This window comes from Mesorhizobium sp. WSM4846 (genome assembly GCF_055811415.1).
The window spans coordinates 174,476-199,201 of sequence record NZ_JBVVPZ010000008.1 but is presented as its reverse complement, the minus strand read 5'-3'; the positions used below and the strand labels follow the sequence as shown (position 1 = coordinate 199,201).

General features: G+C 62.9%; 23 protein-coding genes. 13 read left to right on the top strand and 10 right to left on the bottom strand.

The genetic code is table 11. The features are described from left to right. Positions 1 to 111: 111 nt before the first annotated feature. Complete coding sequence (locus AC0L15_RS10565; protein ID WP_287245837.1) at positions 112 to 1,722, bottom strand: ABC transporter substrate-binding protein; 1,611 nt, start codon at positions 1,720 to 1,722, stop codon at positions 112 to 114. A 280-nt stretch (positions 1,723 to 2,002) separates the two neighbouring features. Between AC0L15_RS10565 and AC0L15_RS10560 the strand changes: the two genes are divergently transcribed. Beyond that, the gene (locus AC0L15_RS10560; RefSeq protein WP_287245839.1) at positions 2,003 to 3,193 is read left to right on the top strand and encodes a M24 family metallopeptidase; all 1,191 of its coding nucleotides are present in this window, start codon (positions 2,003 to 2,005) and stop codon (positions 3,191 to 3,193) included. Positions 3,194 to 3,221: 28 nt separating this feature from the next. Here the strand turns inward: AC0L15_RS10560 and AC0L15_RS10555 are convergent, their stop codons facing one another. The 3 genes from AC0L15_RS10555 to AC0L15_RS10545 are packed head-to-tail and all read right to left on the bottom strand — an operon-like array spanning position 3,222 to position 5,780. After that, complete coding sequence (locus AC0L15_RS10555; RefSeq protein WP_287245840.1) at positions 3,222 to 3,641, bottom strand: cupin domain-containing protein; 420 nt, start codon at positions 3,639 to 3,641, stop codon at positions 3,222 to 3,224. A gap of 4 nt (positions 3,642 to 3,645) precedes the next feature. Further along, positions 3,646 to 4,572, bottom strand: a complete 927-nt coding sequence (locus tag AC0L15_RS10550) for a phosphoenolpyruvate hydrolase family protein (RefSeq protein WP_287245842.1) — start codon at positions 4,570 to 4,572, stop codon at positions 3,646 to 3,648. 11 nt (positions 4,573 to 4,583) lie between these two features. Then, positions 4,584 to 5,780 carry a Tm-1-like ATP-binding domain-containing protein gene (locus AC0L15_RS10545; protein ID WP_287245844.1) on the bottom strand — a complete coding sequence of 399 codons (1,197 nt, stop codon included), beginning with the start codon at positions 5,778 to 5,780 and terminating at the stop codon, positions 4,584 to 4,586. A 115-nt stretch (positions 5,781 to 5,895) separates the two neighbouring features. Between AC0L15_RS10545 and AC0L15_RS10540 the strand changes: the two genes are divergently transcribed. The 7 genes from AC0L15_RS10540 to AC0L15_RS10510 all read left to right on the top strand — a co-directional run bounded on the left by AC0L15_RS10540 (position 5,896) and on the right by AC0L15_RS10510 (position 12,591). Further along, entirely contained in the window at positions 5,896 to 6,579 is a 684-nt protein-coding gene (locus tag AC0L15_RS10540) for a TetR/AcrR family transcriptional regulator (RefSeq protein ID WP_287245846.1), read from the top strand. Positions 6,580 to 6,938: 359 nt separating this feature from the next. After that, positions 6,939 to 8,255: an extracellular solute-binding protein gene (locus AC0L15_RS10535; protein WP_091595650.1), complete on the top strand. Its 1,317-nt coding sequence runs from the start codon at positions 6,939 to 6,941 to the stop codon at positions 8,253 to 8,255. 72 nt (positions 8,256 to 8,327) lie between these two features. Continuing rightward, complete coding sequence (locus AC0L15_RS10530; RefSeq protein ID WP_027153143.1) at positions 8,328 to 9,233, top strand: carbohydrate ABC transporter permease; 906 nt, start codon at positions 8,328 to 8,330, stop codon at positions 9,231 to 9,233. A gap of 1 nt (position 9,234) precedes the next feature. After that, complete coding sequence (locus AC0L15_RS10525; RefSeq protein ID WP_027153142.1) at positions 9,235 to 10,194, top strand: carbohydrate ABC transporter permease; 960 nt, start codon at positions 9,235 to 9,237, stop codon at positions 10,192 to 10,194. Next, positions 10,191 to 10,400, top strand: a complete 210-nt coding sequence (locus tag AC0L15_RS10520) for a hypothetical protein (protein WP_027153141.1) — start codon at positions 10,191 to 10,193, stop codon at positions 10,398 to 10,400. The genes AC0L15_RS10525 and AC0L15_RS10520 overlap by 4 nt, the downstream gene beginning before the upstream one ends. After that, positions 10,397 to 11,506 (top strand): ABC transporter ATP-binding protein, encoded by a 1,110-nt coding sequence (locus AC0L15_RS10515; protein WP_128184826.1) that lies wholly within the window; start codon positions 10,397 to 10,399, stop codon positions 11,504 to 11,506. Before AC0L15_RS10520 ends, AC0L15_RS10515 begins: the two co-directional genes overlap by 4 nt. After that, on the top strand, positions 11,506 to 12,591 hold the full coding sequence (locus AC0L15_RS10510; protein ID WP_473496300.1) for an ABC transporter ATP-binding protein: 1,086 nt from the start codon (positions 11,506 to 11,508) through the stop codon (positions 12,589 to 12,591). Before AC0L15_RS10515 ends, AC0L15_RS10510 begins: the two co-directional genes overlap by 1 nt. 70 nt (positions 12,592 to 12,661) lie before the next feature. Here AC0L15_RS10510 and AC0L15_RS10505 read toward each other — a convergent pair whose 3' ends face one another. Further along, positions 12,662 to 13,633, bottom strand: a complete 972-nt coding sequence (locus tag AC0L15_RS10505; RefSeq protein WP_287245850.1) for an AraC family transcriptional regulator — start codon at positions 13,631 to 13,633, stop codon at positions 12,662 to 12,664. 92 nt (positions 13,634 to 13,725) lie between these two features. Here AC0L15_RS10505 and AC0L15_RS10500 point away from each other — a divergent pair, with 92 nt between their 5' ends. Continuing rightward, positions 13,726 to 14,937, top strand: coding sequence for an MFS transporter (locus tag AC0L15_RS10500; protein ID WP_287245852.1), 1,212 nt, complete (start codon positions 13,726 to 13,728; stop codon positions 14,935 to 14,937). Positions 14,938 to 14,983: 46 nt separating this feature from the next. Here AC0L15_RS10500 and AC0L15_RS10495 read toward each other — a convergent pair whose 3' ends face one another. Then, on the bottom strand, positions 14,984 to 15,556 hold the full coding sequence (locus AC0L15_RS10495) for a TetR/AcrR family transcriptional regulator (RefSeq protein ID WP_287245853.1): 573 nt from the start codon (positions 15,554 to 15,556) through the stop codon (positions 14,984 to 14,986). Positions 15,557 to 15,709: 153 nt separating this feature from the next. On the opposite strand from AC0L15_RS10495, the gene AC0L15_RS10490 reads away from it, so the two are divergent. Continuing rightward, positions 15,710 to 16,618: an SDR family oxidoreductase gene (locus AC0L15_RS10490; RefSeq protein ID WP_287245855.1), complete on the top strand. Its 909-nt coding sequence runs from the start codon at positions 15,710 to 15,712 to the stop codon at positions 16,616 to 16,618. A gap of 57 nt (positions 16,619 to 16,675) precedes the next feature. Next, positions 16,676 to 17,971 carry an amidase gene (locus tag AC0L15_RS10485; RefSeq protein ID WP_287245857.1) on the top strand — a complete coding sequence of 432 codons (1,296 nt, stop codon included), beginning with the start codon at positions 16,676 to 16,678 and terminating at the stop codon, positions 17,969 to 17,971. A gap of 7 nt (positions 17,972 to 17,978) precedes the next feature. Here the strand turns inward: AC0L15_RS10485 and AC0L15_RS10480 are convergent, their stop codons facing one another. From AC0L15_RS10480 to AC0L15_RS10465, 4 genes are all read right to left on the bottom strand, one after another. Next, a complete protein-coding gene (locus AC0L15_RS10480; RefSeq protein WP_128184816.1) occupies positions 17,979 to 18,959 on the bottom strand; it encodes a hydroxyacid dehydrogenase in 981 nt (326 codons plus the stop codon). 1 nt (position 18,960) lies between these two features. Then, positions 18,961 to 19,677 carry a FadR/GntR family transcriptional regulator gene (locus tag AC0L15_RS10475; protein ID WP_027153131.1) on the bottom strand — a complete coding sequence of 239 codons (717 nt, stop codon included), beginning with the start codon at positions 19,675 to 19,677 and terminating at the stop codon, positions 18,961 to 18,963. A gap of 2 nt (positions 19,678 to 19,679) precedes the next feature. Continuing rightward, positions 19,680 to 20,849 (bottom strand): mandelate racemase/muconate lactonizing enzyme family protein, encoded by a 1,170-nt coding sequence (locus tag AC0L15_RS10470; protein WP_023797346.1) that lies wholly within the window; start codon positions 20,847 to 20,849, stop codon positions 19,680 to 19,682. A 63-nt stretch (positions 20,850 to 20,912) separates the two neighbouring features. Next, the gene (locus AC0L15_RS10465) at positions 20,913 to 21,800 is read right to left on the bottom strand and encodes a sugar phosphate isomerase/epimerase family protein (RefSeq protein WP_023797347.1); all 888 of its coding nucleotides are present in this window, start codon (positions 21,798 to 21,800) and stop codon (positions 20,913 to 20,915) included. A 394-nt stretch (positions 21,801 to 22,194) separates the two neighbouring features. On the opposite strand from AC0L15_RS10465, the gene AC0L15_RS10460 reads away from it, so the two are divergent. After that, a complete protein-coding gene (locus AC0L15_RS10460) occupies positions 22,195 to 23,250 on the top strand; it encodes a sugar phosphate isomerase/epimerase family protein (RefSeq protein WP_023797348.1) in 1,056 nt (351 codons plus the stop codon). Positions 23,251 to 23,406: 156 nt separating this feature from the next. Continuing rightward, positions 23,407 to 24,594 (top strand): Gfo/Idh/MocA family protein, encoded by a 1,188-nt coding sequence (locus AC0L15_RS10455; RefSeq protein ID WP_287245858.1) that lies wholly within the window; start codon positions 23,407 to 23,409, stop codon positions 24,592 to 24,594. Positions 24,595 to 24,726 lie beyond the last annotated feature (132 nt).

The window sequence follows — 24,726 nt, the reverse complement described above, 5'->3', positions numbered from 1 at the left end:
AATCTCCCCCCTTGAGGGGGAGATGTCCGGCAGGACAGAGGGGGGTATCGTCGAGCACGGACATTACCAACTTCACCTATTGGCGAAGGTCAATCTCAATTAACCCGCAGCTCACCCCTCCAGCCAGGTGTCCGCCCAGTTCGACACCGCCCAGCGTGGGTTGTTTGCGACATTCCCAACCGTGTCTCTGACAACGCTGATGAAGCTCCATTCGGCGACATTGATCAGCGGCAGGTCGGCTGCGACCTTTTTTTGAAACTCCTTGTAAAGCTCTGTTCGCGCGGCTGGGTCGAGCGTCTCGGACGCCGTGGCGATGAGGGCGTCGAGTTCGTCGTTCTTGTAGCCGCCCTGGTTGGAGAACGGCACCCCGTCTGGAATGCCGCTCTGCACCAGGATGGTGGTCGAGATCGCCGGATCGCCGCGGAACACCGGCGGCCCGACCGCAAGGTCGAAGGCGTGGTCGGTGTAGACGGCCTTGATGTGCGCGGCCGAGTCGTTGTTGACCAGCTGGGCGTCGATGCCGATGGCGGCGAGCGCCTGGCGCAGATAGTCGCCGAACTGCTTGGTCTCGTTGAAATAGGGCGCCGGCAGCAGCTTCAGCGAAAAGCGCTTGCCGCCGTCACCCCTGCTGTAGCCGGCTTCGTCGAGCAGAGCGTTGGCCTTGGCCACGTCGAAGGTATAGGTCGGCACATCGGCCGTATAGAACTGCGGATCGTTCTTCGGCACCGGGCCGGTGGCGGTGGCGGCATAGCCGAGGAACACCGTCTTGACGACGAAATCCTTGTCGATGGCGTGGGCGATCGCCTGGCGCACCTTTAGGTCGGCCAGTTCCTTGCGGCGATGATTGATCTCGACGACGAGCTGATAAGTCAGCGCCTCATAACCCTTGGTGATCACCCTGAGGCCAGGCACTTTGGAGATGCGGTCGAGATCGGCCAGCGGCACCGCGGAAAAGGCGGCGAGATGGATCTCCTCGGCCTCGAGCGCGCTTGCCGCCGAGGTGCGGTCGGGCAGCACCTGGTAGATGATCTCGTCGAGGTAAGGTTGGTCCTTGCCCCAATAGTCGCCATTCCTCTCCAGCCGGTAATATGCGCCTGACTTGTGTTCGGCGAATTTGAACGGGCCGGTGCCGATCGGGGCGTTGTTGGCCGGGTTCTCTTCGATCTTTCCTGTCTCGTAGATGTGCTTCGGCACCACGCTGGTCAGCGCCGGCAAAGCGTTGCGGATCAGCTGGAATGGTGTCGGCCTGGCGAATTTGAACACTGCGGTCGCCTCGTCCGGCGTGTCGACCACCTCCAGATCCTTGAACACGGTGCGGCCGAGATTCTGCAGCGGCTTCCAGATCTGCAGCGCCGAGAACGCGACGTCGGCGGAGGTGAAGGGTTTGCCGTCATGCCATTTGACGCCCTCGCGCAATTTGAACGTTACCGACAAGCCGTCGGCGGCACCCTCCCAGCTTGTCGCCAGGCGCGGGTCGAGCCCGTCCTTGCCGTCAAAGGACGCCTCGGCCAGTGGTTCCACGATCTTGCTCGAAATGAAGAAGACGCCGTTGGACGCGACGATCGCCGGGTTGAGGTTGCGCGGCTCGGAATCGGCGGCGACGACCAGCCGCCCGCCTTTCTTCGGCGTCTGTGCCCAGCCGATCGTCGGCAGCGCCGTCGAAGCCAGCAGCAGTGCCGAACCGGCAAGCACGCTGCGTCTGGAAATTGTGACCTCTGACATGATCGAACTCCGTCCCCTCTCAGCCACTCGGCCGGGTGGCCACTACCCTCGGACGCCAGACGGCATCCTTGCAAGGGTGATTATGAGCCTTGCCGAGGGTTTCGCCAGAGACGGATTTGGCGCATCCTCATGTGGCTTTGAAAAATTCGTCCGCTGGACCAGTTACAGGGAAGCGGTTCAAGCCGACCTTGTCTGGTAGGACCAGACTTATCTCGGTGAGACCAGACTGGCACCGCTGGCGATCCGACCGGCCGGCCAGGGAATTCAGGGAGAGAGAAAGATGAACGTCGCCCCGGGCAAGAATGCCGTCAGCACCATCCCGTTCGACCGTGCCAGAGTCGATCGGCTGATGGAGGCGGCCGGTATCGATGTGCTGCTCGCCACCTCCAAGCACAACACGCAGTATCTGCTTGGCGGCTACAAGTTCATCTTCTTTGCTGCCATGGATGCGATCGGCCACAGCCGCTATTTGCCTGTCGTCGTCTACGAGAAGGGCGGGCCGGACCACGCCGCCTATATCGGTAACCGCATGGAGGGCGCCGAGCACCAGAACAACCCGTTCTGGACGCCGACCTTCCACGCCGCCTGCTGGGGCACGCTCGACGCCGCCAATCTCGCGGTCGAGCACCTGGCGAAAATCGGCAAGGGCAACGCCCGCATCGGCATCGAGCCGGCTTTCCTGCCGTCGGATGCCTACACGCTGATCCGCAAGGCGCTGCCGGATGCAAGGCTTGTCGATGCGACCGATATGCTGGAGCGGATGCGGGCGATCAAGACGGATGCGGAGCTGGAGAAGCTGCGCACCGCCTCTGAACTGATCACCGATTCCATGCTGGCGACCATTGCCTGGGCGCGCGAAGGCACGACCAAGACCGAGATCATCGAGCAGCTGCGGCGCGAGGAGACCAATCGCGGCGCGCATTTCGAATATTGCCTGCTGACGCTGGGCGCCAGCCACAACCGCGCCGCCTCGCCGCAGGCATGGAAGAAGGGCGAGGTGATGTCGATCGATTCCGGCGGCAATTATCACGGCTATATCGGCGACCTCTGTCGCATGGGCATTCTGGGCGAGCCGGATGCCGAACTCGAGGATCTGTTGGCCGAAGTCGAGGCCGTGCAGCAGGCGGCCTTTTCGAAGGTACGCGCCGGCACGCTGGGTGGTGACATGATTTCCTACGCGGAAGGCGTGCTGAAGATATCCAAGGTCGCGCCCTATACCGATTTCTTTGCCCACGGCATGGGGCTGATCACACATGAAGCTCCGTTCCTGATGACCAACCATCCGGTGACCTATGAAGGCACCTATGCCGAAAAGCCGCTGGAGAAAAACATGGTGCTCTCGGTCGAGACGACGATGCATCACCCGACGCGCGGCTTCATCAAGCTCGAAGACACGCTGGCGGTCACCGATAGCGGCTACGTCATGTTCGGCGACCGGGGCAGGGGCTGGAACCGGGGTGGAGCTTCATGATCAGGCGGCACGCTCTGCCCTGAGGAAGTCACTTCCCGCCCGGCGGCAGCAGCCTGAAATCCGGCAGATCGCGCAACGCCAGTTCCGGCCCGGCCGGCGAATAGACGACGAAAAGCTGCATGGGCGCATCGCCGGTGTTCAGCGTCGAGTGGAAGTGGCTTTCCGGCACATAGATGGTGCAGCCGGGGCCGACCTTCTCAACGACCGGATTGCCGTCCTCGTCCTCGACCATCTGCTCGCCATTGCCTGATATGACGAAGATGATCTCTTCCGCACCCGGATGATTGTGGCGTGTGTGGCCCTTGCCGGACGGAAGGTCGACGACGCCGCCGGAAAAGCGCGTGGCGCCGTTCACCTCGGGCGCCACCGTCAGCGAGAGCTTGCCCCAGTCGAAGCCGAAGGCGCTGACATCCTTCGGGTAGACAAACACCTTGCTCTTGTCGGTCATCGTCTCATCCCTTCTTTTTCTTCGCGGTCGTCTTGGAACCGCTTTTTTTTGTTTGCGCATCGGATTTTCCAAAAACCGGTTCCCACTTTTGGGTCCGATGCTCCAGCGTGACCGCCTTGAAATCCGCAGTCTGCCTGGCGATCGCCGCTTCCGCCGGCAGCCGCTCCATCGAGCTTGCCCCGTAAAAGCCGTGCAGGCCCTTGCAGCGTTCGAGGATGTAGCGGGCATCGTCCGGCATCGAGATCGGCCCGCCATGACAAAGCAGGATGACATCCTTGCGCACGGCACGCGCCGCTTCAGAGATGGCGTCGATCTCGGTCACGCAGTCGTCGAGCGATTTGGCCGACGTCGCACCGATCGAGCCGCCGGTGGTTACCCCCATATGAGCGACGACGATGTCGGCGCCGGCCTTGGTCATGGCGCGCGCCTCATCGGGGTTGAACACATAGGGCGTGGTCAGGAGATCGAGCTCGTGTGCCGCGGCAATCATGTCGACTTCAAGCCCGAAGCCCATGCCGGTTTCCTCGAAACTCTGCCGCATCTGGCCGTCGAACAGACCGATGGTCGGAAAGTTCTGCACGCCGGAAAAACCCATCGTCTTCAGCTCGGCCAGCAGCAGCGGCATGATGACGAAGGGATCGGTGCCGTTGACGCCGGCCAGCACCGGCGTCTTCTTCACCACCGGCAGCACCTCGTAGGCCATTTCCTTGACGATCTGGTTGGCGTTGCCATAGGCGAGCAGGCCGGCAGCCGAGCCGCGGCCGGCCATGCGGTAGCGGCCGGAATTGTAGATGATGATCAGGTCGATGCCGCCGGCCTCCTCGGCCTTGGCCGACAGCCCGGTGCCGGCGCCGCCGCCGACGATCGGCATGCCGCCGGCAATCATCTTGCGGAACTTTTCCAGGATCTTCTTGCGCGGTATGGCGGGCATGGCTTCGTCTCTCACTGTCTGGCGATGTCGAGAAAAGCCGCAACCGCAGCCTTGGCGAATTCGGGATCGTTGATGTGCAACGGCAGGCTGATCACGCGACGCGTGGCATCCGGCATGATGGTGCGCTCGATGGCCTCGAAGAGTGCTGCATCGGCCTCGGGATCGAAAAAGGCGCCGCCTTCGATGTCGAGCGCCGAAACGCCCCTTTCGGGAATGAGAAACCGGACCGGACCCTCGCAGAGGCTCAGTTTGGCGCCGATCCATTCGCCGATCCTGCGGCTTTCGTCAGGCGTCGTGCGCATCAGCGTCACGTTTGGATTGTGCTCGTAAAACAGCCGCCCGCTATAGCGTTCCGGAATGGTCGGCGGCGCCCAGAAATTCACCATGTCGAGCGCGCCGACCGAGCCGACATAGGGCAGTTTCGTGCGGGCGATCGCGCCGAAACGGTCTTCGGTTGCCGGCAGAACGCCGCCAAACAGCAGGTCGCAGACTTCTGTCGTCGTGGTGTCGATGACGCCGGACAGCAAGCCGCTGTCGGCCAGCTTCTCCATGGTGCGGCCGCCGGTGCCGGTGGCGTGAAAGACCATGCAGTCATAGGTCGAACGAAGCTGCTCGGCGATCGAAGTCACGCATGGCGTGGTCACGCCGAACATGGTGAGCCCGATCGATGGTTTGCCGTCGGGCGGGGGCGCCGGTTTTGCAGACATGGCTGCTATTGCCTGGGCGGCGTTGTGCAGCACCACGCGAGACAGCTGGTTCAAGCCGGCCATATCGGTCACCGCCGGCATCATGACGATGTCGGAGACATCGACATAAGGCGCGGTGTCGCCCGAGGCGAGCGTCGAGACCATGATCTTGGGCAGGCCGAGCGGCAGCGCGCGCATGCCTGACGTGATGATCGAAGTGCCGCCACCACCGCCGATGCCGATCACTCCTGATATATCGGTGCGCGACTGGACAAACCGGGTGAAGGCGATGGCCATTGCCGCCACCGCGGTGCCGCGGTCGTCGACGCCCAGCACGGCAGTGCTGCCGTCGGAATGGTGGCCGGCGACCACTTCGGCCGAGACATCGACCGGCACGGTCGCGTTGCGCGTTCCGACGTCGACGCGGGCGACAGCAGCACCGGTGGCGGCGACCGCATCGGCCAGAAAAGCAAGTTCCTCACCCTTGGTGTCGGCGGTGCCCACCACATAGACGCGCTTCATTGCGTTTCCCCGGTTCAAGGCGCACTCGGTGTTGTTGCCGGCCGCTCTTTTGCCCCGGCCGTTCGGCAGCGCGAAAGGCCATTGCAATTTTTTGAGACGTGCGTATCATATTGACATGAATGTCTCACGTCAACCAGTGACAGTGCCCGACGATGCCGGTTCTGGAGCGGCGCGCGGGCCGCGCGCCCGCACAAGGCGGTTGATGCTGGAGACGGCGACAAGGCTGATGCAGGCGGGCGCCACGCCCTCGGTCAGCGAGGTCGCCGAAGCGGCGGAAGTCTCCCGCGCCACCGCCTATCGGTATTTTCCAAGCCAGGCGGCGCTGGTGCAGGCGGTGGTCGACGAAGGGCTGGGGCCGATCCTCACCTGGAAATCGACCTCGGCCGATCCCGAGCGCCGCGTCGTCGAACTGTTCGACACGGCCATGCCACGCATCGAAGCCTTCGAGGCGACGTTCAAGGCGGCGCTGAAGCTGTCGCTCGACCAGTGGGCGCGGCGGCAGGCCGGCACACTCGACGGCGAACCGGCCTTCACGCGCGGCCATCGCATCGATCTGCTCAAGGACGCGATCGCACCGCTCAAGCACCGGCTGCCGCCACGCGAATTCAAGCGCTTGGCACAGGCCCTGTCACTGATCTTCGGCGTCGAAGTGCTGATCGTGCTGAAGGATATATGGGGGCTGGACAGCCGCAAGATGATGTCGGTAGCGCAATGGGCAGCCGGCGCGCTGGTGCGGGCTGCGGTGATGGAATCGATGGCAGGAGGAGGCAGCAGCGCGCCGGCGACAGCTGCGGAATAGTATCGATCTGGTTCGACCAGATAGGGATGGCTACTACTGACAATAGCCGGCGTTTCGTAGCGCGAACAACGGTCTTGCGTATCAACGAGTAGGAAAATTTAAGAAAAACAGACAGATGTTGCTGGAATCTGCTTGTCTGAGGCCCTGCCATCGTCCAAGAAAGAGCTTGACGTGCGTCCGAAATTGGTAATACCAGATCAGGACAATATAGCGGGTCGAAAGTGAGGGCTGCGATCCATTTCCGGTTGGGCGAGGAGGCTCGAAAATCGGAACGGCGCCATCACGGAAGGAACTACCAGGGCCGGCCTCGCCGCCGGCTCGGATGATACGGTAGAATGCGCACAAGGGAGGAAATCATCATGCGCAAGACAATGACCAGCATGCTTGCTGGTATCGGCTTAGTGCTCGCCTGCGGAACGTCCGTCTACGCGCAGGATAAGGAACTCACCATATTCTGGGCTGAATGGGATCCGGCGAACTATTTGCAGGAACTGGTAAACCTTTACGAGGCCGAGAGCGGCGTGAAGGTCACGGTCGAGACGACGCCGTGGGGGGATTTCCAGACCAAGGCGTTCACCGAATTCAACGCCAAGGGCAGCGCCTACGACATGGTCGTCGGCGATTCCCAGTGGATCGGCGCCGCCTCCGAGGCCGGTCACTATGTCGACCTCACTGACTTCTTCAACAAGCACAATCTGAAGGAAGTGATGGCGCCGGCGACGGTGAAATACTACGCCGAATATCCATCCAACTCCGGCAAATACTGGTCGATTCCGGCCGAGGGCGACGCGGTCGGCTGGTCCTATCGTAAGGACTGGTTCGAAGATCCGAAGGAGATGGAGGCCTTCAAAGCCAAGTACGGCTACGATCTCGGCGTGCCGAAGGACTGGAAGCAGCTACGCGACATCGCCGAATTCTTCCACCGTCCCGACGAGAAGCGCTACGGCGTCGCCATCTATACCGATAACTCCTACGACGCTCTGGTGATGGGCGTCGAGAACGCCATCTTCTCCTTCGGCGGCGAGCTTGGCGACTATGCCACTTACAAGGTCGACGGGATCATCAACTCCGAGCAGAACGTCAAGGCGCTCGAGGCCTACAAGGAGCTCTATTCCTTCACCCCTCCCGGTTGGGCCAAGAGCTTCTTCATCGAGGACAACCAGGCGATCACCGAAAACCTGGCGGCGATGAGCATGAACTACTTCGCTTTCTTCCCGGCGCTCATCAACGAAGCCTCCAACCCGAATGCCAAGGCCACCGGCTTCTTCGCCAACCCTCCTGGACCGAACGGCGATCAGTTCGCCGCGCTCGGCGGCCAGGGCATCTCCGTCGTCTCCTATTCCCAGAATCAGGAAGAGGCGATGAAGTTCCTGGAATGGTTCATCAAGGACGAGACGCAGAAGAAATGGGCGGAACTCGGCGGTTACACGGCAAGTGCCAAAGTGCTCGAGTCGCCTGAATTCCAGAACGCCACGCCATACAACAAGGCCTTCTACGAAACCATGTTCAAGGTGAAGGACTTCTGGGCGACGCCGGAATATGCCGAGCTGCTCATCCAGATGAACCAACGCGTCTATCCCTACATCACCGGCAATCAGGGCACGGCCAAGGAAGTGCTCGATGCGCTCGCCGCGGATTGGAACGCGACGTTCAAGAAATACAACCGCGTGAAGTAAACGGCACTAACGCTCGGAGGGGGCGGGAGCCGCCCCTTCCGTTTTCTTTTCCGGACAAGGAAGGAACGGGCCTTGGCCACTGCAGTCATGACCACGCTGGATCCCAACTCGCGCTCCGCCGCCCGCGGCATGAGCGACCTTACGATCCGCAATCTCTTCATCATTCCGACGATCGTTTTCCTGATCGTCTTCAACATCTTTCCACTGCTCTATTCGCTTGGCTATTCGTTCACCGACTTTCGCGCGTCGAGCCCCGCGGCGGCCAATTTCGTCGGACTGCAGAATTACCGCGAGCTGCTCAACGACCCGTTCATTTGGTCGAATTTCGCCATCACCGCCAAATATGTCATCGTCTCCGTGGTCGGCCAGGTCATCGTCGGCTTCGGCGTGGCGTTGCTGCTCAACCGCGATATCCCGTTGAAGGGCCTGCTGACGACACTGCTGCTGTTGCCAATGATGCTGTCGATGGCTGTCGTCGGCCTGTTCTGGAAACTGCTCTACGATCCGTCCTTTGGCATCATCAACTATACGCTTGGCCTCGGCTCCTTCGAGTGGCTGTCCAACCCTGACATGGCGCTCTACGCGGTTGCCATCACCGACATCTGGATGTGGTCGCCCTTCGTCATGCTGCTGTCGCTCGCCGGCCTGTCGGCGGTGCCGAAGCACCTCTACGAGGCGGCCGCGATCGACCGCGCCGGCTCGTTCTATACGTTCTTTCGCATTACGCTGCCCCTGGTCGCGCCGATCCTGATGATCGCGATCATCTTTCGCACCATGGAGGCGTTCAAGACCTTCGATCTTGCCTACATCCTGACCAGCCAGCCGACCACCGAGGTGATCTCGATCCGGCTCTACAAGATGGCGTTCCAGGAATGGCAGACCGGGCGCTCCTGCGCGCTCGCCTACATCGTGCTGATCATGATCCTGGCGATCACCAACATCTACGTCAAATACCTGAACAAGGTGAAGGAGCGCTAGCATGGCCGCTGTCACCACCTCTGCCGAGCGTTCGCTCAACAAGCTCGCCATCGTCGGCGTGCTGATCGTCACGATCATCTTCCTGGCGCCGATCTACTGGATAGCCTCGACGGCGTTCAAGCCGCGCAACCTCGCCACCACCATCCCGCCGACGGTGGTCTTCCAGCCGGAGATATCGCCCTTCGTCAAGCTATTCACCAAGCGCTCGCAACTGCGCACTGCGCCGACGCCGGAACAATACGCCGCCGCCCCGTGGTGGGAGCGGCTGGTGTTTGACGGCGGCGAGAAGGTGGTGCGCTCGGGCAGGGGCGAGGTGCAGTGGTCCGGCTATCCGAGCCGCTTCATGAATTCGCTGATCGTCGCCATCACCTCAACGATCCTCGCCGTCGGCATGGGCACCTTCACGGCTTACGGGTTCTCGCGCTTCAAGATAAAGGGGGAACAGGACCTGCTCTTCTTCATCCTGTCGACGCGCATGCTGCCACCGGTAGTGGTGGCGATCCCGATGTTCCTGATGTACCGGGTCGTCGGCCTCAACGACACGCATTGGGGCCTGATCATCCTCTACACTGCCTTCAACCTCAGCTTCTCGGTCTGGCTGATGAAGGGGTTCATGGACGAAATTCCGAAGGAGTACGAGGAGGCGGCGCTCGTCGACGGTTATACGCGCATGGAGGCCTTCTTCAAGATCGTGCTGCCGGAGGCGGCCACCGGCATCGCCGCCACCGCCGTATTCTGCTTCATCACCGCGTGGAACGAATATGCCTTCGCGCTGATCATGACCAACCGGCGTGCCCAGACGGCGCCGCCGTTCATTCCCAGCCAGGTTGGTTCCGGCCTGCCCGACTGGACGGTCATCGCCGCCGGCACCTTCCTGTTCCTGCTGCCGGTCGCCATCTTCACCTTCCTGTTGCGCAACCACCTCCTGCGCGGCATGTCCTTCGGAGCGATCCGCAAATGATCCGCCATGCTACAATCCAGCGCACAGCCGAGATCGTGATGGTGCTCGGCATCATCGCGCTCTGCCAGCCGTGGAACCTCTTCCTGCACCGCTACGGTCTGACGATCATCATTGTCGGGCTGCTGACGTTCATGATCACGGGCTGGGTCGGTCCAAGGCAGGAGCCGAAGGCGACCGGCGCACCGGAAAAAGAAGGTCACGCATGACCCAGATCGAGCTTCGTGGCGTCCAGAAATTCTTCGGCGCCGTCCAGGTCATCAAGGACCTCAACCTCAAGATCGACGACAACGAGTTCATCGTGCTGCTCGGCCAGTCGGGCTGCGGCAAGACGACGACGCTTCGCGCAATCGCCGGGCTGGAGACGATCGACGGCGGCGATGTCCTCATCGACGGCAAGCCGGTCCAGCATCTCAAGGCTGCCGACCGCGACATCGCCATGGTTTTCCAGTCGTTCTCGCTCTATCCGCATATGAGCGTCTATGAGAACATCGCTTTTCCGTTGCGCGCCATGCGCAAGAGCAAGGCGGAGATCGACGGCGAGGTGCGCTCGGTCGCCAAAGTGCTGCAGATCAACGATCTGCTCGGCAAGAAGCCGTCGGCGCTGTCGGGTGGCGACATGCAGCGCGTGGCGATCGGCCGGGCGCTGGTGCGGCGGCCGAAGGCGATGCTGATGGACGAGCCGATCGGCGCGCTCGACGCCAAGCTGCGCGAGGAGATGCGCGCGGAGATCAAGCGGCTGCACATCAAGCAGGGCTCAACCACCATCTACGTCACCCACGACCAGATCGAGGCGATGAGCCTTGCCGACCGCATCGTCATTATGCATGAGGGCGTTCTGCAACAGGTGGGCAGCCCATCGGAAGTGTATAAGCACCCGGCCAATCTGTTCGTCGCGCAATTCGTTGGCTCGCCGGTGATGAACGTTGCCAATGCGGCGGTGACGATGAACGGCTCCGGCGCCAGGGTCACTGTCGATGGGGCCGCGGAAGGGTTCGTTTTCCCGGCCGAACTGGTCGGCCAGCTCGACGCCGCGAACGTCGGGCAGGATCGCCTTGCGCTCGGCATCCGCCCCGAAGGGGTGATGGTCTCGCGCGAGCCGGCGGACGGTTATCTGCCGGTCGAGGCGCACATCATCGAACCGCTTGGCTCCTACGACATCGTCGACCTCAAGGTCGGGGCACAGATGTTGCGCGCCCGGACCCGTTCCGGTTTCGTCGGCAAGCCGGGGGTCCAGGTTTTCGCCAGGCTCGACCCGGCGCAGGCGCACTTCTTCGACACGACAAGCGGCAATTCGCTGGGGGTGAGACTCTGATGGCCCATATCCAGCTCAAGAACATCTCGAAGACATTCGGCAATCACACCGCATTGGCCGGGCTCAATCTCGACATTGCCGACGGCGAGTTCTTCGTGCTGCTCGGCGAGACCGGCGCCGGCAAGACGACGACGCTGCGCATGGTCGCCGGCCTGGAGAAGCCGACCGAAGGTCAAGTCTTCATCGACGGCGTCGATGTCGCCAACTGGGGTGCCGCCGAGCGGGATGTGGCGCTGGTGCTGCAGCAATATTCGCTTTATCCGCGCTACACGGTGCGCGAAAACCTCGAATTCCCGCTGAAGCCGAAAATCCGCCGCATCGAGCCCGACGAGATCAAGACGCGCGTAGACCGCGTTGCCAAGACCTTGCGTATCGAGCATCTGCTCGACCGCAAGACGGATCGCCTCTCTGGCGGCGAGATGCAGCGCGTCTCGATTGGTCGCGCAATCGTCAGGAAGCCGCGCGTATTCCTGATGGATGAGCCTCTGTCGGCGCTCGATGCCAAGTTGCGCGAGGCGCTGCGCACCGAGCTGAAGAACATCCAAATGAACCTTGGTCAGACCTTCCTGTTCGTCACGCACGATCAAATCGAGGCGATGTCGATGGGCGACAAGGTTGGCGTGCTCAACCATGGCCGCATAGTCCAGACCGGCACGCCCTACGAGATCTACAACAATCCGCGCGACACCTATGTGGCGAGCTTCGTCGGCTCGCCGCCGATGAACCTCATCGACGGCAAGCTCGTCAACGGCCGCGCGGTGATGGCACTGCTGAATTTCGAACTACCTTTTGCGGGGGGGGCCAGGACGAGCGGCGAGACCGACGGTCGCCCGCTGGTCTTCGGTATTCGTCCCGAGGATCTCTATCTCGAGAGCGGGGCGCCGGTGGAAGCGCGCGTCCACGATGTCGAGAACCATGGCGTCGAAAAGATCCTGACGCTGCGGGTCGGCGACGCCATGCTGCGGGCCACGGTGCCGGCCAGAACCGATGTCGAGATCGAGCAGCCGGTGCGCTTTGCCTGGGACCCGGACAAGGTGGTGCTGTTCGACAAGGGTACCGGGATAAGCCTTCGTCACGCAGGCTAAGCCGCGTCTCGCAAAAATGCGCGTCTGTTGGGCGGCAAATTGCTAGGCGGCTTGAAGCCTGTGGCCAGGTTTAGCCGGCTTGTCGGGTCTCAGCCTGTTCCTCGGCCCGGAAATGGCTGGGAGCCGATCCGATGACGCGCTTGAACGCCCGACTGAACGACGCGTCGGATTCATAACCCAGGCGTGCGGCGACGACGGAAATCTTCAACCGGTCGCGGACCAGCCATTGCCGTGCCTGGTGCATTCTCACCTGGGTGACATATTTGGCCGGCGTTTCGCCGACGATCGTCGCGAAGCGTTCGGCGAAGCCTGATCGCGAGGCGCCCATCATCCTGGCCAGGGTTTCCACCGTCCAGTCGCGGTCCGGTTCGAGGTGGATCGCGGCCAGCACGCGGCCGATCTCGCGATCCCTCACTGCCGCAATCCATCCGGACGAGTCGCCGCAGCCGCGCTCGACCCATGAGCGGATGACGGTGGCGGCCAGCACATCGGCCAGCCGTGCCAGAATGCCGCCGGAGCCGACGCGCTCCATCGTCACCTCGCGGGCCATGGCCTCCAGCAGATGCGGGATACCAGGTTCATAGGCTTCCAACTCGTGCGCGCGCATCACGTCCGGCATCATGCCGAGCAATGGGTGCAAACCGTCGAGATTGAAATACATGCTGCCGAAAAACAGCAGCGTCCCCGGCCGGCAACCTTCGTTGGACATGCAGTAAACGTTCTTGCAGACCTCGGCGACCTCGTAGCCCTGGATCGGCGAAGCCTCGGTGCCCGGCTCGCTCGCCAGGACGTGTGCCGCGCCGCGCGGCAGCAGCACCGCGTCGCCCGCCTTGAGCTCGACCCATTCGCCGGACGGCTGCAGCAGCCAGCATCCCTTGCGGCCGATGAAATGAAACCGCGCCGCCGTCTGGGCCGGAAACTGGAGGCCCCAAGGCTCCTGCATTTCACAGCGGCCATATTCGACGCCGTCGAGCCGTAAACCGCGCAATATGTCTGTCAGCGGATCGCCGGTGACCGGAACTTTGGACGAATGGTCAAGCATGATGGTGTTTCTAGCATGGAAACTCCAGGCGGTCACTCCCTATGTTGCACTGCAGCCAAATGTTGCGCTGCAACCAGATCGGAGATCCCACCATGACCGAACCCGCGACAGGCGTCATCGACGCCGTTCTCGATCCCGCGGAAACCGGTGAACGAGCCGAGCCCGCGTGGGGGGCGATCGTATCTCTCGCGCTCGGTGTGTTTGGGCTGGTGACCGCGGAATTCCTGCCTGCCAGTCTGCTGACGCCGCTGGCGCAGGATCTCGGTGTGACCGAAGGCACTGCCGGCCAAGCGGTGACGGCAACCGCCGTTGTCGGCGCGATAGCCGCTCCGACCATGGCCATCGTCACCAAACGGCTGGACCGCAGGCTCGTCATGTGGGGACTGACCGTGCTGCTGATCCTGTCGAACCTCTTGGCGGCGTTTGCGTCCTCGCTTCCCGTTCTTCTGATCGCCCGCATCATGCTCGGGATCAGCCTCGGCGGCTTCTGGTCGATGTCGGCGGCCATGGCGATGCGGCTTGTCCCGATGCGGCTGATGCCGCGCGCCATGTCGATCATTCTCACCGGCGTTTCGGTGGCGACCGTCTGTGCGGCCCCGGTCGGTGCCTATGTCGGCGACATCTGGGGATGGCGAACGGCCTTCATGATCGCAGCTGTTGTCGGCGCCCTGGCGCTGCTCGTGCAGATCGCCACCCTTCCGAAGCTGCCGCCGGCGGGCGTGGCAAGCTTTCGGACCTTGCTGGAGGTACTAAAGCGACCGATGATCAGGGTTGCGCTCTTGGTGGTCCTGCTGGTCGCCTCGGGACACTTTGCCGGCTTCACCTATGTCCGCCCGTTTCTCGAGAAGGTGCCCGCTCTGGACATCGAGACGATCTCGCTTGTGCTGCTCGCCTACGGCATCGGTGGCTTCTTCGGCAATTTTGCCGGCGGCTTTATGGCCGAACGCAGCCTCAAGACCGCGGTGGGCCTGGCGCCGCTGCTGATTGCGGTCGCGGCACTTCTGCTGCTGACCATCGGCGCTTCGCCCGCGGTGGCGGCGATAGCGGTGGCCGCGTGGGGTTTTGCCTTTGGCGCGGTGCCGGTCGGGCTGCAAACCTGGCTTGTGCGAGCCGCTCCCGACCAGGCAGAAAGCGCCGGCGGGCTGATGGTCGCCACGTTCCAGGTGGCCATCGCGCTGGGCGCCGTTTTCGGCGGCCTGCTGGTCGATAATGCCGGCGTTGCCAGCGCGTTCGCCTATTGCGGGATAGCGACGTTGCTGGCGGCTTTGGCGGCGTTCCTACTCGGCCCGAGGAGCGCAACCTAGGTGCGTCCCCACGTAGGACGCCTGCAAGAACTGGCCCGAATATCGGTTATGGTTTTCGGGCCGTGACGATTGCGGCGACGAAACGGCCCAGACTGTCTTCGACGTAGGATGCAACTTCGGCCTTCGGGTCGAAACTCCACCAAAGCAGCGAACCTTGCCAGTGCGATGCCATCAGCAGGCCGATGTCCAACGGCGTGTTGGCGACAGAGGCAAAGCAAGAGTCGAGGATGTTGCACAGGGATGCCTTCCACGACGCCCCCCGCGCGCGAAGCACCGGATCGCGCAGATCTTCGCGCAGAACGAGCAGGCCCTCGGCATAGGATTCGATGTCGCGATAGTCACGCGACAGCGCCACCAGCAATTCGATCGCGCCAGCAGGGGTCCTCGGTGTCGCGTCTGCGAGCGTTGTCGTCTTCGCGTCCAGCCTGTCCCATGCTTGCAGCAAGGTTCTTTGCCTGAGCGTGGCCTTGTTCTTGAAACGCTGCACCAGGGTCGAGCCGGAGAGCCCGCAAGTTTTGGACAGCCGTTCAAATGTGAGTGCCTCCGGGCCATGCCTGTGGATCAGCCGGTGCGCCGCTTCCAGCACGTCCTCGTCGGATTGCGTTTTTTGCCGAGGCATCTTGACATCCATTTATAACCGAATGATCATTTATATATCTTAACATTGAAGAAGGCCAGCATTGGTTGGTCAGAGCATTGGTTGGTCAGAGCATTGGTTGGTCAGAGCATTGGTTGGTCAGAGTCTGGGTTGGTCAGAGTCTGGGGAGGTTCAATGACGCTTGAGGGAAAAGTCGCTTTGGTCGCTGGTGCCACGCGCGGTGCGGGGAGAGGTATTGCTGTCGAATTGGGTGCCGCGGGCGCGACGGTCTACGTCACCGGGCGGACGACACGCGCGCATCAGTCCGAATACGCCCGCCCGGAAACCATCGAGGAAACGGCGGAGCTTGTTTCAGCGCAAGTCGGCCATGGCATCGCTGTGCAAGTCGACCATCTGGTTGCCGAAGACGTGCGCAAGCTGGTCGACCGGATACGTGCCGAGCAGGGCCGCCTCGATGTGCTGGTCAACGACATTTGGGGCGGCGAGAAACTGTTCGAATGGAACAAGCCGGTCTGGGAACATGATCTCACGAATGGTTTGCGCATGTTGCGGCTGGGCATCGACACGCATCTGATCACGGCGCATTACGCGCTGCCGCTTCTGATCGAGCGCCCGGGCGGCCTGCTGGTCGAAGTCACCGACGGCACCGCGGAGTATAATGCCGAGCATTATCGGCTCTCGCCGTTCTATGACCTCGCCAAAGTGTCGGTGACCCGTATGGCCTGGGCCCATGCCAAGGACCTCGCCCCGAACGGCGCCACCTCGATTTCGCTGACACCCGGCTGGCTGCGTTCGGAAATGATGTTGGAAGCTTTCGGGGTGACCGAGGACAACTGGCGTGATGCGACAGCAAAAGTGCCGCATTTCGTCATTTCCGAGACCCCGCGCTTTATCGGGCGCGCAGTGGCGGCGCTTGCGGCGGACCCGGACCGTTCGCGCTGGAACGGACAGTCGCTGTCGAGTGGCGGGCTGGCGCAGGTCTACGGCTTTACCGATCTCGACGGCTCGCGGCCTGACGCGTGGCGCTACGTTCCCGAGGTTCAGGACGCCGGCAAACCAGCCGATGTGACTGGCTATCGCTAGAGCCATCGACGTCAGTGTTCTGGGCTGTTCGGGCGACAATAAAAAGTAGACTGTGCCATGCAATCAGCCCGCGACCGCCTCGAAGCCGTCCTTTCGCGTCTCGCCGTCCGCGCCGACAATGAAAGCGTATTCGTAAAACTCTATCCGGAAGCCGCACGAGCAGCAGCCGACGCCGCCGATGCCAGGCGCAGAGCCGGCGTGACGATCGGGCCGCTCGACGGAACAATTCTGTCGATCAAGGACCTGTTCGATGTCGCCGGCGAGCCGACCACGGCCGGTTCGTTGTTGCTCAGCACCGCAGCGCCGGCGCTGCGGGATGCCGTCATCGTGCGGCGGCTGCGGCAAGCGGGCGCGGTGATCTTCGGCAAGACCAACATGACCGAATTCGCCTTCACCGCAATCGGCGTCAACCCGCATTATGGCACGCCCGGCAATGCGACCGACGCCGGCCGGATCGCGGGTGGTTCATCCTCCGGCGCCGGTGTTTCCGTTGCCGAAGGCACGAGCGAGATCTCGATCGGTTCCGACACCGGCGGCTCGGTGCGTATTCCGGCGGCGCTGAACGGTGTCGTCGGCTTCAAGCCGACGGCGCGGCGGGTACCGCGCGATGGCGTCTTCCCGCTGTCCGACACGCTCGACTCTATCGGCCCGCTTGCGCGCACCGTCGCCGAATGTGCGGCAGCCGATGCGGTAATGGCGGGCGAGCAGCCTGTGGCTCTGGTTCCGCTTCCGTTTGCCGGACTGCGCATCGGCGTTCCCCACGGCGTGCTCTTCGAGGATACCGAAGAAGAGGTCGCGGCGGCGTTCGAGCGATGTGCTCGCAAGCTGGAACTCGCCGGTGCACGCCTCGCTGATCTGTCCATCGATGACCTCCTTGCCGATTTGCGCGCGGCAACCAGGCGGGCCTCGATCGCGGCAATGGAGGGCGCCGCGGTCCATGCAGATTGGCTGGCGACAGGTCCGACGACGCCGGTCGATCCGCGGGTGAGCGAGCCGTTGTCGCGCGCCGCCGCCGTTCCGGCCACGACCTATATAAGGGCAATCCGCCGCCGCACGGCGCTTGTCGCCGCCATGGACGAGCGGTTGGCGTCTGTCGATGTGCTGGCCCTGCCGACCACGCCGGTCACCGCGCCGACCATCGTGTCGATGACCAGCGACGAAGCTCTGTGTGAGCGCACGGAAGGCCTTCTGCTGCGCAACACCCAGGTCGCCAACCAGTTCGACCTCTGCGCGATCTCGCTGCCGATGCCGGGAATGGCGCGCCCGGCCGGGCTGATGCTGGTGGCGCGCCACGGCGACGACCACCGTCTCCTGCGCATCGCGGCGGAAGTCGAGGCACTGCTTGGCCGTTGAGGCGCCATCAGGCGTCGGCCGGAAACCGCCGCCGGTAGTGCTCGACCACTTCGGGATTGCGCAGATTGACCGGCAATTTGTTGGCCAGCACCAGCAAGGTTTCATCAGCCGAGCCGACGCCCATGCGCATCATAGACTGCTCGGTGATGCCGGCCATGTGCGGGGTGACAATGACATTGTCGAAGCTGAAATAGGGGTGATCTGAAGGCAGCGGCTGCGTCGCAAAGACATCGAGCGCGGCACCGCCGATACGGTCCTTCTGCAGCGCTTCGATCAGCGCCTCGTCGTCGATCACCGGCCCGCGCGAAATGTTGATCAGCAGCGCGTGCGGCTTCATTCGACCGATGCGCTCGCGGTTGATCAGGCCGCGCGTCTCCACTGTCAACGGGCAGCACAGAACGATGATGTCGCTCTGCTCGACCAGTGCGTCGATCGACAGGAAGCCGACCCTGTCCAGCGCCGGCCTCATGCTGCGCGTCGTCGCCACCACGTTCAGGTCGAAACCATGCGCCGCGATGTGGCCGACTGCCTGTCCGATGGCGCCGAAGCCGACAATACCGATCGTCTTGCCGGCGAGCTCGCTGGCGAGAATGGTGTGATCGCGGCCGGCCAGCCAGCCCTTCGCCCGCAAGTCGCGGTCGACCATACGGAAGCGCCGCAGCAGTGCCAGCGCCGCGAACATCACGTATTCGGCGACCGAGCGCGCATTGACCGCCGGCACGTTTGCCACCAGCACGCCGGCCGCCGTGGCGGCTTCCATGGGAACCATGTCGAGCCCGGCGCCGTGGCGGATTGCGGCCCGGAGCTTCGTCGCCCCTTCGAACAGCGCTGATGGCAGCGGCGCGCGAACGATGATGATGTCGGCATTCCCAGCCTCAGTCGCCAGTGTGTCCGCATCGAGGGCGGAGGCGACGACTAGTTCGCCGGCGCCGGTCAACATGGCGGAGGCGCGCGGGTGCAGCGTGTGTGTTGTCAAGATCTTAGGCATGTCAGACCGGTTCGAGCGCTGGGCTGTGAGGTTCTGCCCCGCCGCCCTCGATCAGGCCTTTCCAATAGCTTTCCGCGCCTTGCAGATGGGCGCTCATCAGCGCCTGGGCGAGGTTGCCGTCGCGGCGCAGCAGCGCCTCGTAGATCTGGATGTGCTCGGCATGCGAGCGCATGCTGCGTTCGGGATCGTTGAAGTAGATCGGCAGGCGTTGCTCGCCCATCAGGTAATAGAGGCTGCATATGTTGTGAAAAACGCTGTTCTTGGTTGCCCGCACGATCTCAAGGTGAAATTCGCGGTCCTCCTTGGCGAGGCCCTCGCCCGCCGCAATGCGGTCTTCCGAAGCTTTCAGGATTTCGCGCAGCCGCTCGAAATTTTCCTCAGTGGCGCGCGAGCAGGCAAGCTCGGCAGCCTTGATCTCGTGGATCTTGCGCAACTCGACGGTCTCGTAGATCTGGATCGGATCGAGCGGCAGGCCGGCCTTGGCAAAAAGCGCCATCGCTTCGACGCTGGCCTGCTTGGTGTCGATGTAGATGCCGGACTTGGCCCGGCGCTCGACGATGCGCATGGCTTCGAGGATGGCCAGCGCCTCGCGGATCTGGCCGCGGCTGACGGCGAAATGCTCCGCCAGTTCTCGCTCCGACGGCGTCCGGCCGGTCGCCTTGTCGGAGTGCGAGAACAGATAGGCGGCGAGTTCCGCGAGAAGGTTCTTTTCTTTCATGATCAGCCGCGTAGCGCGTGCGCCTCCAGGAACCGTTCCGAAAGGGTGAATCCCAGTCCAGGCTTCTCGGGAATCGCTATCATGCCGTCCTTTGCTTCGACAGTCTCCTCGATCAGATCGTGGATCATCGGATTGGCGCCAAGCGAATATTCGACGGTAAAGCTGGCCGGCGAAGCAGCGCAGACATGCAGCCCGGCAAAGAAGCAAGGCGCGCCGGCCCACAGATGCGGCGCGAAGCGCAGATTGAAGGCGCTGGCGATGGTGCCGATCTTCATCGCCTCGCTGATGCCGCCGCAGAAGGCGGGGTCAGGCTGGAAGATGTCGGCGGCCTTGAGTGTGGCGAGGTCGCGGAAGGCATAGCGCGTCGCTTCGCTCTCGCCGGTGGCGATCGGGATGGAGCCGGACGCCCGCACTTCGGCCATGCCGGATTTGTCGTCGGCGATGACCGGCTCCTCGAACCAGGCCAGGTCGAGATCGCCGGCAAGCTGGATGAAGCGTTTGGCTTCCGCCACCGTATAGGTGCCGTGCGCATCGACCATCAGGTCGACTTCGGCGCCGATCGCCTGTCTTGCGGCGCGGACGCGGGCGGCGGAATTGTGCGGAGCGCCGTCCATCGCGCCGATCCGCATCTTCAGCGCCTTGAAGCCGCCCTTGGCGATATAGGATTTCAACTGCTCGCCGATCGCCTCGGCGGAGGCCCAGCCGCCGGACGCATAGGCCGGCATGCGGTCAAGCTTGCGGCCGCCGAGCAGCCGCCAGACAGGAACCCCCAACGACTTGCCCAGAATATCCCACAAGGCGATATCGACGGCGCTGATCGCGGCGACGCTGATGCCGCGCCTCGCCAATTGCGGCATGGCGTGGCCGTTTTGCGCGGCGCTGTCGTGGCGCACGCCATTGTAGAGCATCTCCCAGATCACCCCGATGTCGGCCGGATCGCAGCCGATCAGCTGCGGCCCGACCTCGTGGTTCAGCATGTGGACGAGGGCGCCATAGCTGCCGGTGCTGCCGGCGGCATTCTTGCCTTCGCCCCAGCCGACCAGCCCGTCGTTGGTCTCGATGCGCAGGATTGCGGCGTCGAACGTCGTCACCTGACCGAAGTCGCTGCGGTGCTGCCGCGCGGCTTCGATCGGTATGCGGACCCACCAGGCTTGGACCGTCTTGATGCGCATGTTCTTCCTCTGCCTTGCCGCCGTTAGGGGCCGCCGTCGGAAAGGCTCGTTTCCAGAGATCGATTACTTGATCAGCGGCAGCAGCGTTTCGGCGGTGATGCGCATCTGGTCGGTGTAGAATTTTTCCGTGAGCACGCTGGAACCGTGGTCCTGGATGAATTTGAGCTGCTCCGGCGAGATGTCGACCGGGTTGCGTTCGACCATGTCGGGATAGGGAGCAGCCGGCGTGCGGTCGACAGGGGCGACGAACTCGTTAGTCAACGCGCCGTCGTAGCCGACTTCTTTCAGGGTGCCGACGATCTTCGGCCAGTCGATCTGTCCGAGACCGGCGGCGAAGCGGTTGTTGTCAGCGACGTGGAAATCGAACAGGCGGTTTCCGACCTGCCGGATGGCATCGTAGACGTTAAACTCCTCCATGTGGAGGTGATAGGCGTCAAGGCATACACCGCATTCGGGGCTGACCGCATCGGCCAGCGCCAGCGCCTGGGCGCCGCGGTTGAACAGATAGGTCTCGAAGCGGTTGAGAGGCTCGATCGCGACCTTGACGCCCACTTTCTTGGCATGGGTAAAGCATTCCCTGGTGGCGTCGACCACCCATTCCCATTCTTCTTCCTCGGTGCCGTCCGGCACCACCTTGCCGACCGTGGCGGGAACCAGCGTGATGATCTCGCCGTCGAGTTCGCTGACCATCGTCAGCACGTCCTTGACATACTGCACCGAGCGCTCGCGCTGGCCCTGGTCCCTGGCGGCGAGATTGCGCTCGCCCAGCATCAGCGTCACCGCCCCCCAGCAGCGAATGCCGTGCTCCTTCAGGAGCGCACGTGTCTCATTGATCTTGTATTGGGCGGGCTCGCCGGAAATCTCGATCGACTCATAGCCGAATTTCTTGATGCGCTTGAGCGTCGTTTCCAGCGGTTCCGCCCGCATCCAGTTGTGCGTCGAAAGATGCATGGTCTGTCCTTCCCAGAATTCGCCTGTAACAATTCGCCTGCGACGCACCCCAGATTGCGTTGCATGGTTCCTCCCCAAGGCGCTCCAGCATTTCTCGTAACTGGTTCGACCAATTGGGCGTGAAAAGAGGTCTACAGCAATTTCATCTGGACGGCAAGAAATCCTGCAAGGCAGCCCCGGCCCATGATTATTTCTTTGATTAAACTGGCATATTTGCCCGCTTCCCGGCAATTTGCGCAGCGCTGGTTGTGCGCGGCAGCGCTTGACCAAATGAGCATATTTGGTAATACCAGAATAGCGGTGCGCACTAGCGCCTGTCGAGAAAAGACCAAAGAGGCTGGCCCTGCTTTCAATCGGCGCTATGCTTGGTCGTGGATAATGAGGGAGGATGCCGATGCCGTCGACAATGAAAGGTCCTGGGCTGTTTCTAGCGCAGTTCGCGGGCGATGCCGCACCGTTCAATTCGCTGCCGTCGATCACCAGATGGGCGGCCGGGCTGGGCTACAAGGGCGTGCAGATCCCGACCTGGGACAGCCGGCTGTTCGACCTCGAGAAAGCGGCGTCTTCCCAGGCCTACTGCGACGAGGTGAAGGGCATCTGCAGCGATGCCGGCGTCGAGATCACTGAGCTGTCGACGCATTTGCAGGGGCAGTTGGTGGCGGTGCATCCGGCCTATGACGCGCAGTTCGACGGCTTCGCGCCGCCTGCGGTGCACAACAATCCGAAGGCCAGGCAGCAATGGGCGGTCGAACAGATGAAGTTCGGCGCCAAGGCTTCCAAGAACCTCGGGCTCAAGGCGTCGGTGTCGTTTTGTGGAGCGTTGGCTTTTCCCTACCTTTATCCGTGGCCGCAACGGCCGGCGGGATTGATCGAGGAAGCGTTTTCCGAACTGGGAAAGCGCTGGAAACCGATCCTCGACGTCTATGAGGACAATGGCGTCGATGTTGGCTACGAGATCCATCCGGGCGAGGACGTCTTCGACGGTGCGACATTCGAGATGTTCCTTGACGCGGTCGGCGGCCACAAGCGCTGCAACATCAATTACGACCCGTCGCATTTCCTGCTGCAGCAACTCGACTATCTCCAATTCATCGACATCTATCACGAGCGGATCAAGGCCTTCCACGCCAAGGATGCCGAGTTCAATCCGACCGGCCGGCAAGGCGTCTATTCCGGTTATCAGAGCTGGACGAACCGGGCCGGGCGTTTCCGCTCGCTGGGCGATGGCCAGGTGGACTTTGGCGGCATCTTCTCCAAGCTCGCCCAGTATGACTACGATTCATGGGCGGTTCTGGAATGGGAGTGCTGCCTGAAGCACCCCGAGGATGGCGCGGCCGAAGGCGCGCCCTTCATCCAGCATCACATCATCAGGGTGACGGAAAAGGCATTCGACGACTTCGCCGGCGGCGCGACCGATAAAAAGGTGCTGCGCGCCATGATGGGAATCTAGCACCGCTTTCCCTCCCCCTCGAGGGGAGGGTCGATCCGCGCAGCGGATCGGGGTGGGGTCGCTGAGCGTGGAGCTCGGCATGAACCGACACCTCCCGGCCCTTCGGGCCACCCTCCCCTCAAGGGGGAAGGATATTTCAGACGAGGGAGAAAAATCATGGTCGGCGCATCGAAGTCGGAAACGGGAGGCGGCCCGATCCGCTACGGCATGGTCGGCGGCGGGCAAGGCGCCTTCATCGGCGCGGTGCACCGGATTGCAGCGCGCATGGACAATGAGTTCGCGCTGGTCGCCGGTGCCCTGTCATCCGACCCGACGCGTGCCAAGGCGTCGGCCGAGGAGCTTGGGCTCGATCCGGCGCGCAGCTACGGCTCGTTCGCCGAGATGGCCAAGGCCGAGGCCAAGCGGCCGGACGGCATCGAGGCGGTGGCCATCGTCACGCCCAACAATGTGCATGTGCCGGCGGCCAAGGCGTTTCTCGAAGCCGGCATCCACGTCATTTGCGACAAGCCGCTGGCGACGACGTTGGCGGAAGCGAAGAAGCTGGCGGCACTGGTTGAAAAGACCGGCAAGGTCTTTGTCCTCACCCACAACTACACCGCCTATCCGATGGTGCGGCAGGCGCGCGAGATGGTGGCCAAGGGGCAACTCGGCGACATTCGCATCGTGCAGTCGGAATACCCGCAGGACTGGCTGACCGAGGACCTTGCCGCCACCGGCCAGAAGCAGGCAGCGTGGCGCTCGGATCCCAAACAGGCCGGCGCCGGCGGTGCGCTGGGCGACATCGGCACGCATGCCTATAATCTCGCACGCTTCGTCTGCGGGCTCGAACTCGATACGCTTTCCGCCGATCTCGACGCCTTCGTGCTAGGGCGGCAGCTCGACGACAATGTCAACGTCATGCTGCGCTTCAAGCCGGTCGGCAAGTCGCACCCTGCCAAGGGCATGTTGTGGGCAAGCCAGGTGGCGCCCGGCCACGAGAACGGGCTGAAGCTGCGGATATACGGCTCGAAGGGCGGGCTTGAATGGGTGCAGGCCGACCCGAACTATCTCTGGTACACGCCGTTCGGCCAGCCGAAGCAGTTGATCACCCGAAATGGCGCCGGCGCGCTGCCCGTCGCCGGGCGCGTCAGCCGCGTTCCGTCAGGCCATCCGGAAGGCTATCTCGAAGGCTTCGCCAACATCTACCAGGAGGCGGCCCGCGCCATCCGGGCGGCGCGCCGCAAAGGCGGCAAGCCGGCTAAGGACGTTATTTTCCCGACCATCCACGACGGTGTCGAAGGCATGGCCTTCATTGAAGCCTGCGTGAAGTCGTCGAAGAGGAACGGGGCCTGGACGAAGCTTTGATCGCTGCGCCCCCTCACCCGGATTGCCAACCGAATTGCGAAGGGCAATTCGGGGAAAACCACCACAACCCCGAGGGGGGCGGGGGCGCCCGCGCGGGCGGGGGCCGCAAGAACCCCCCGGGGGGCAGGTTGG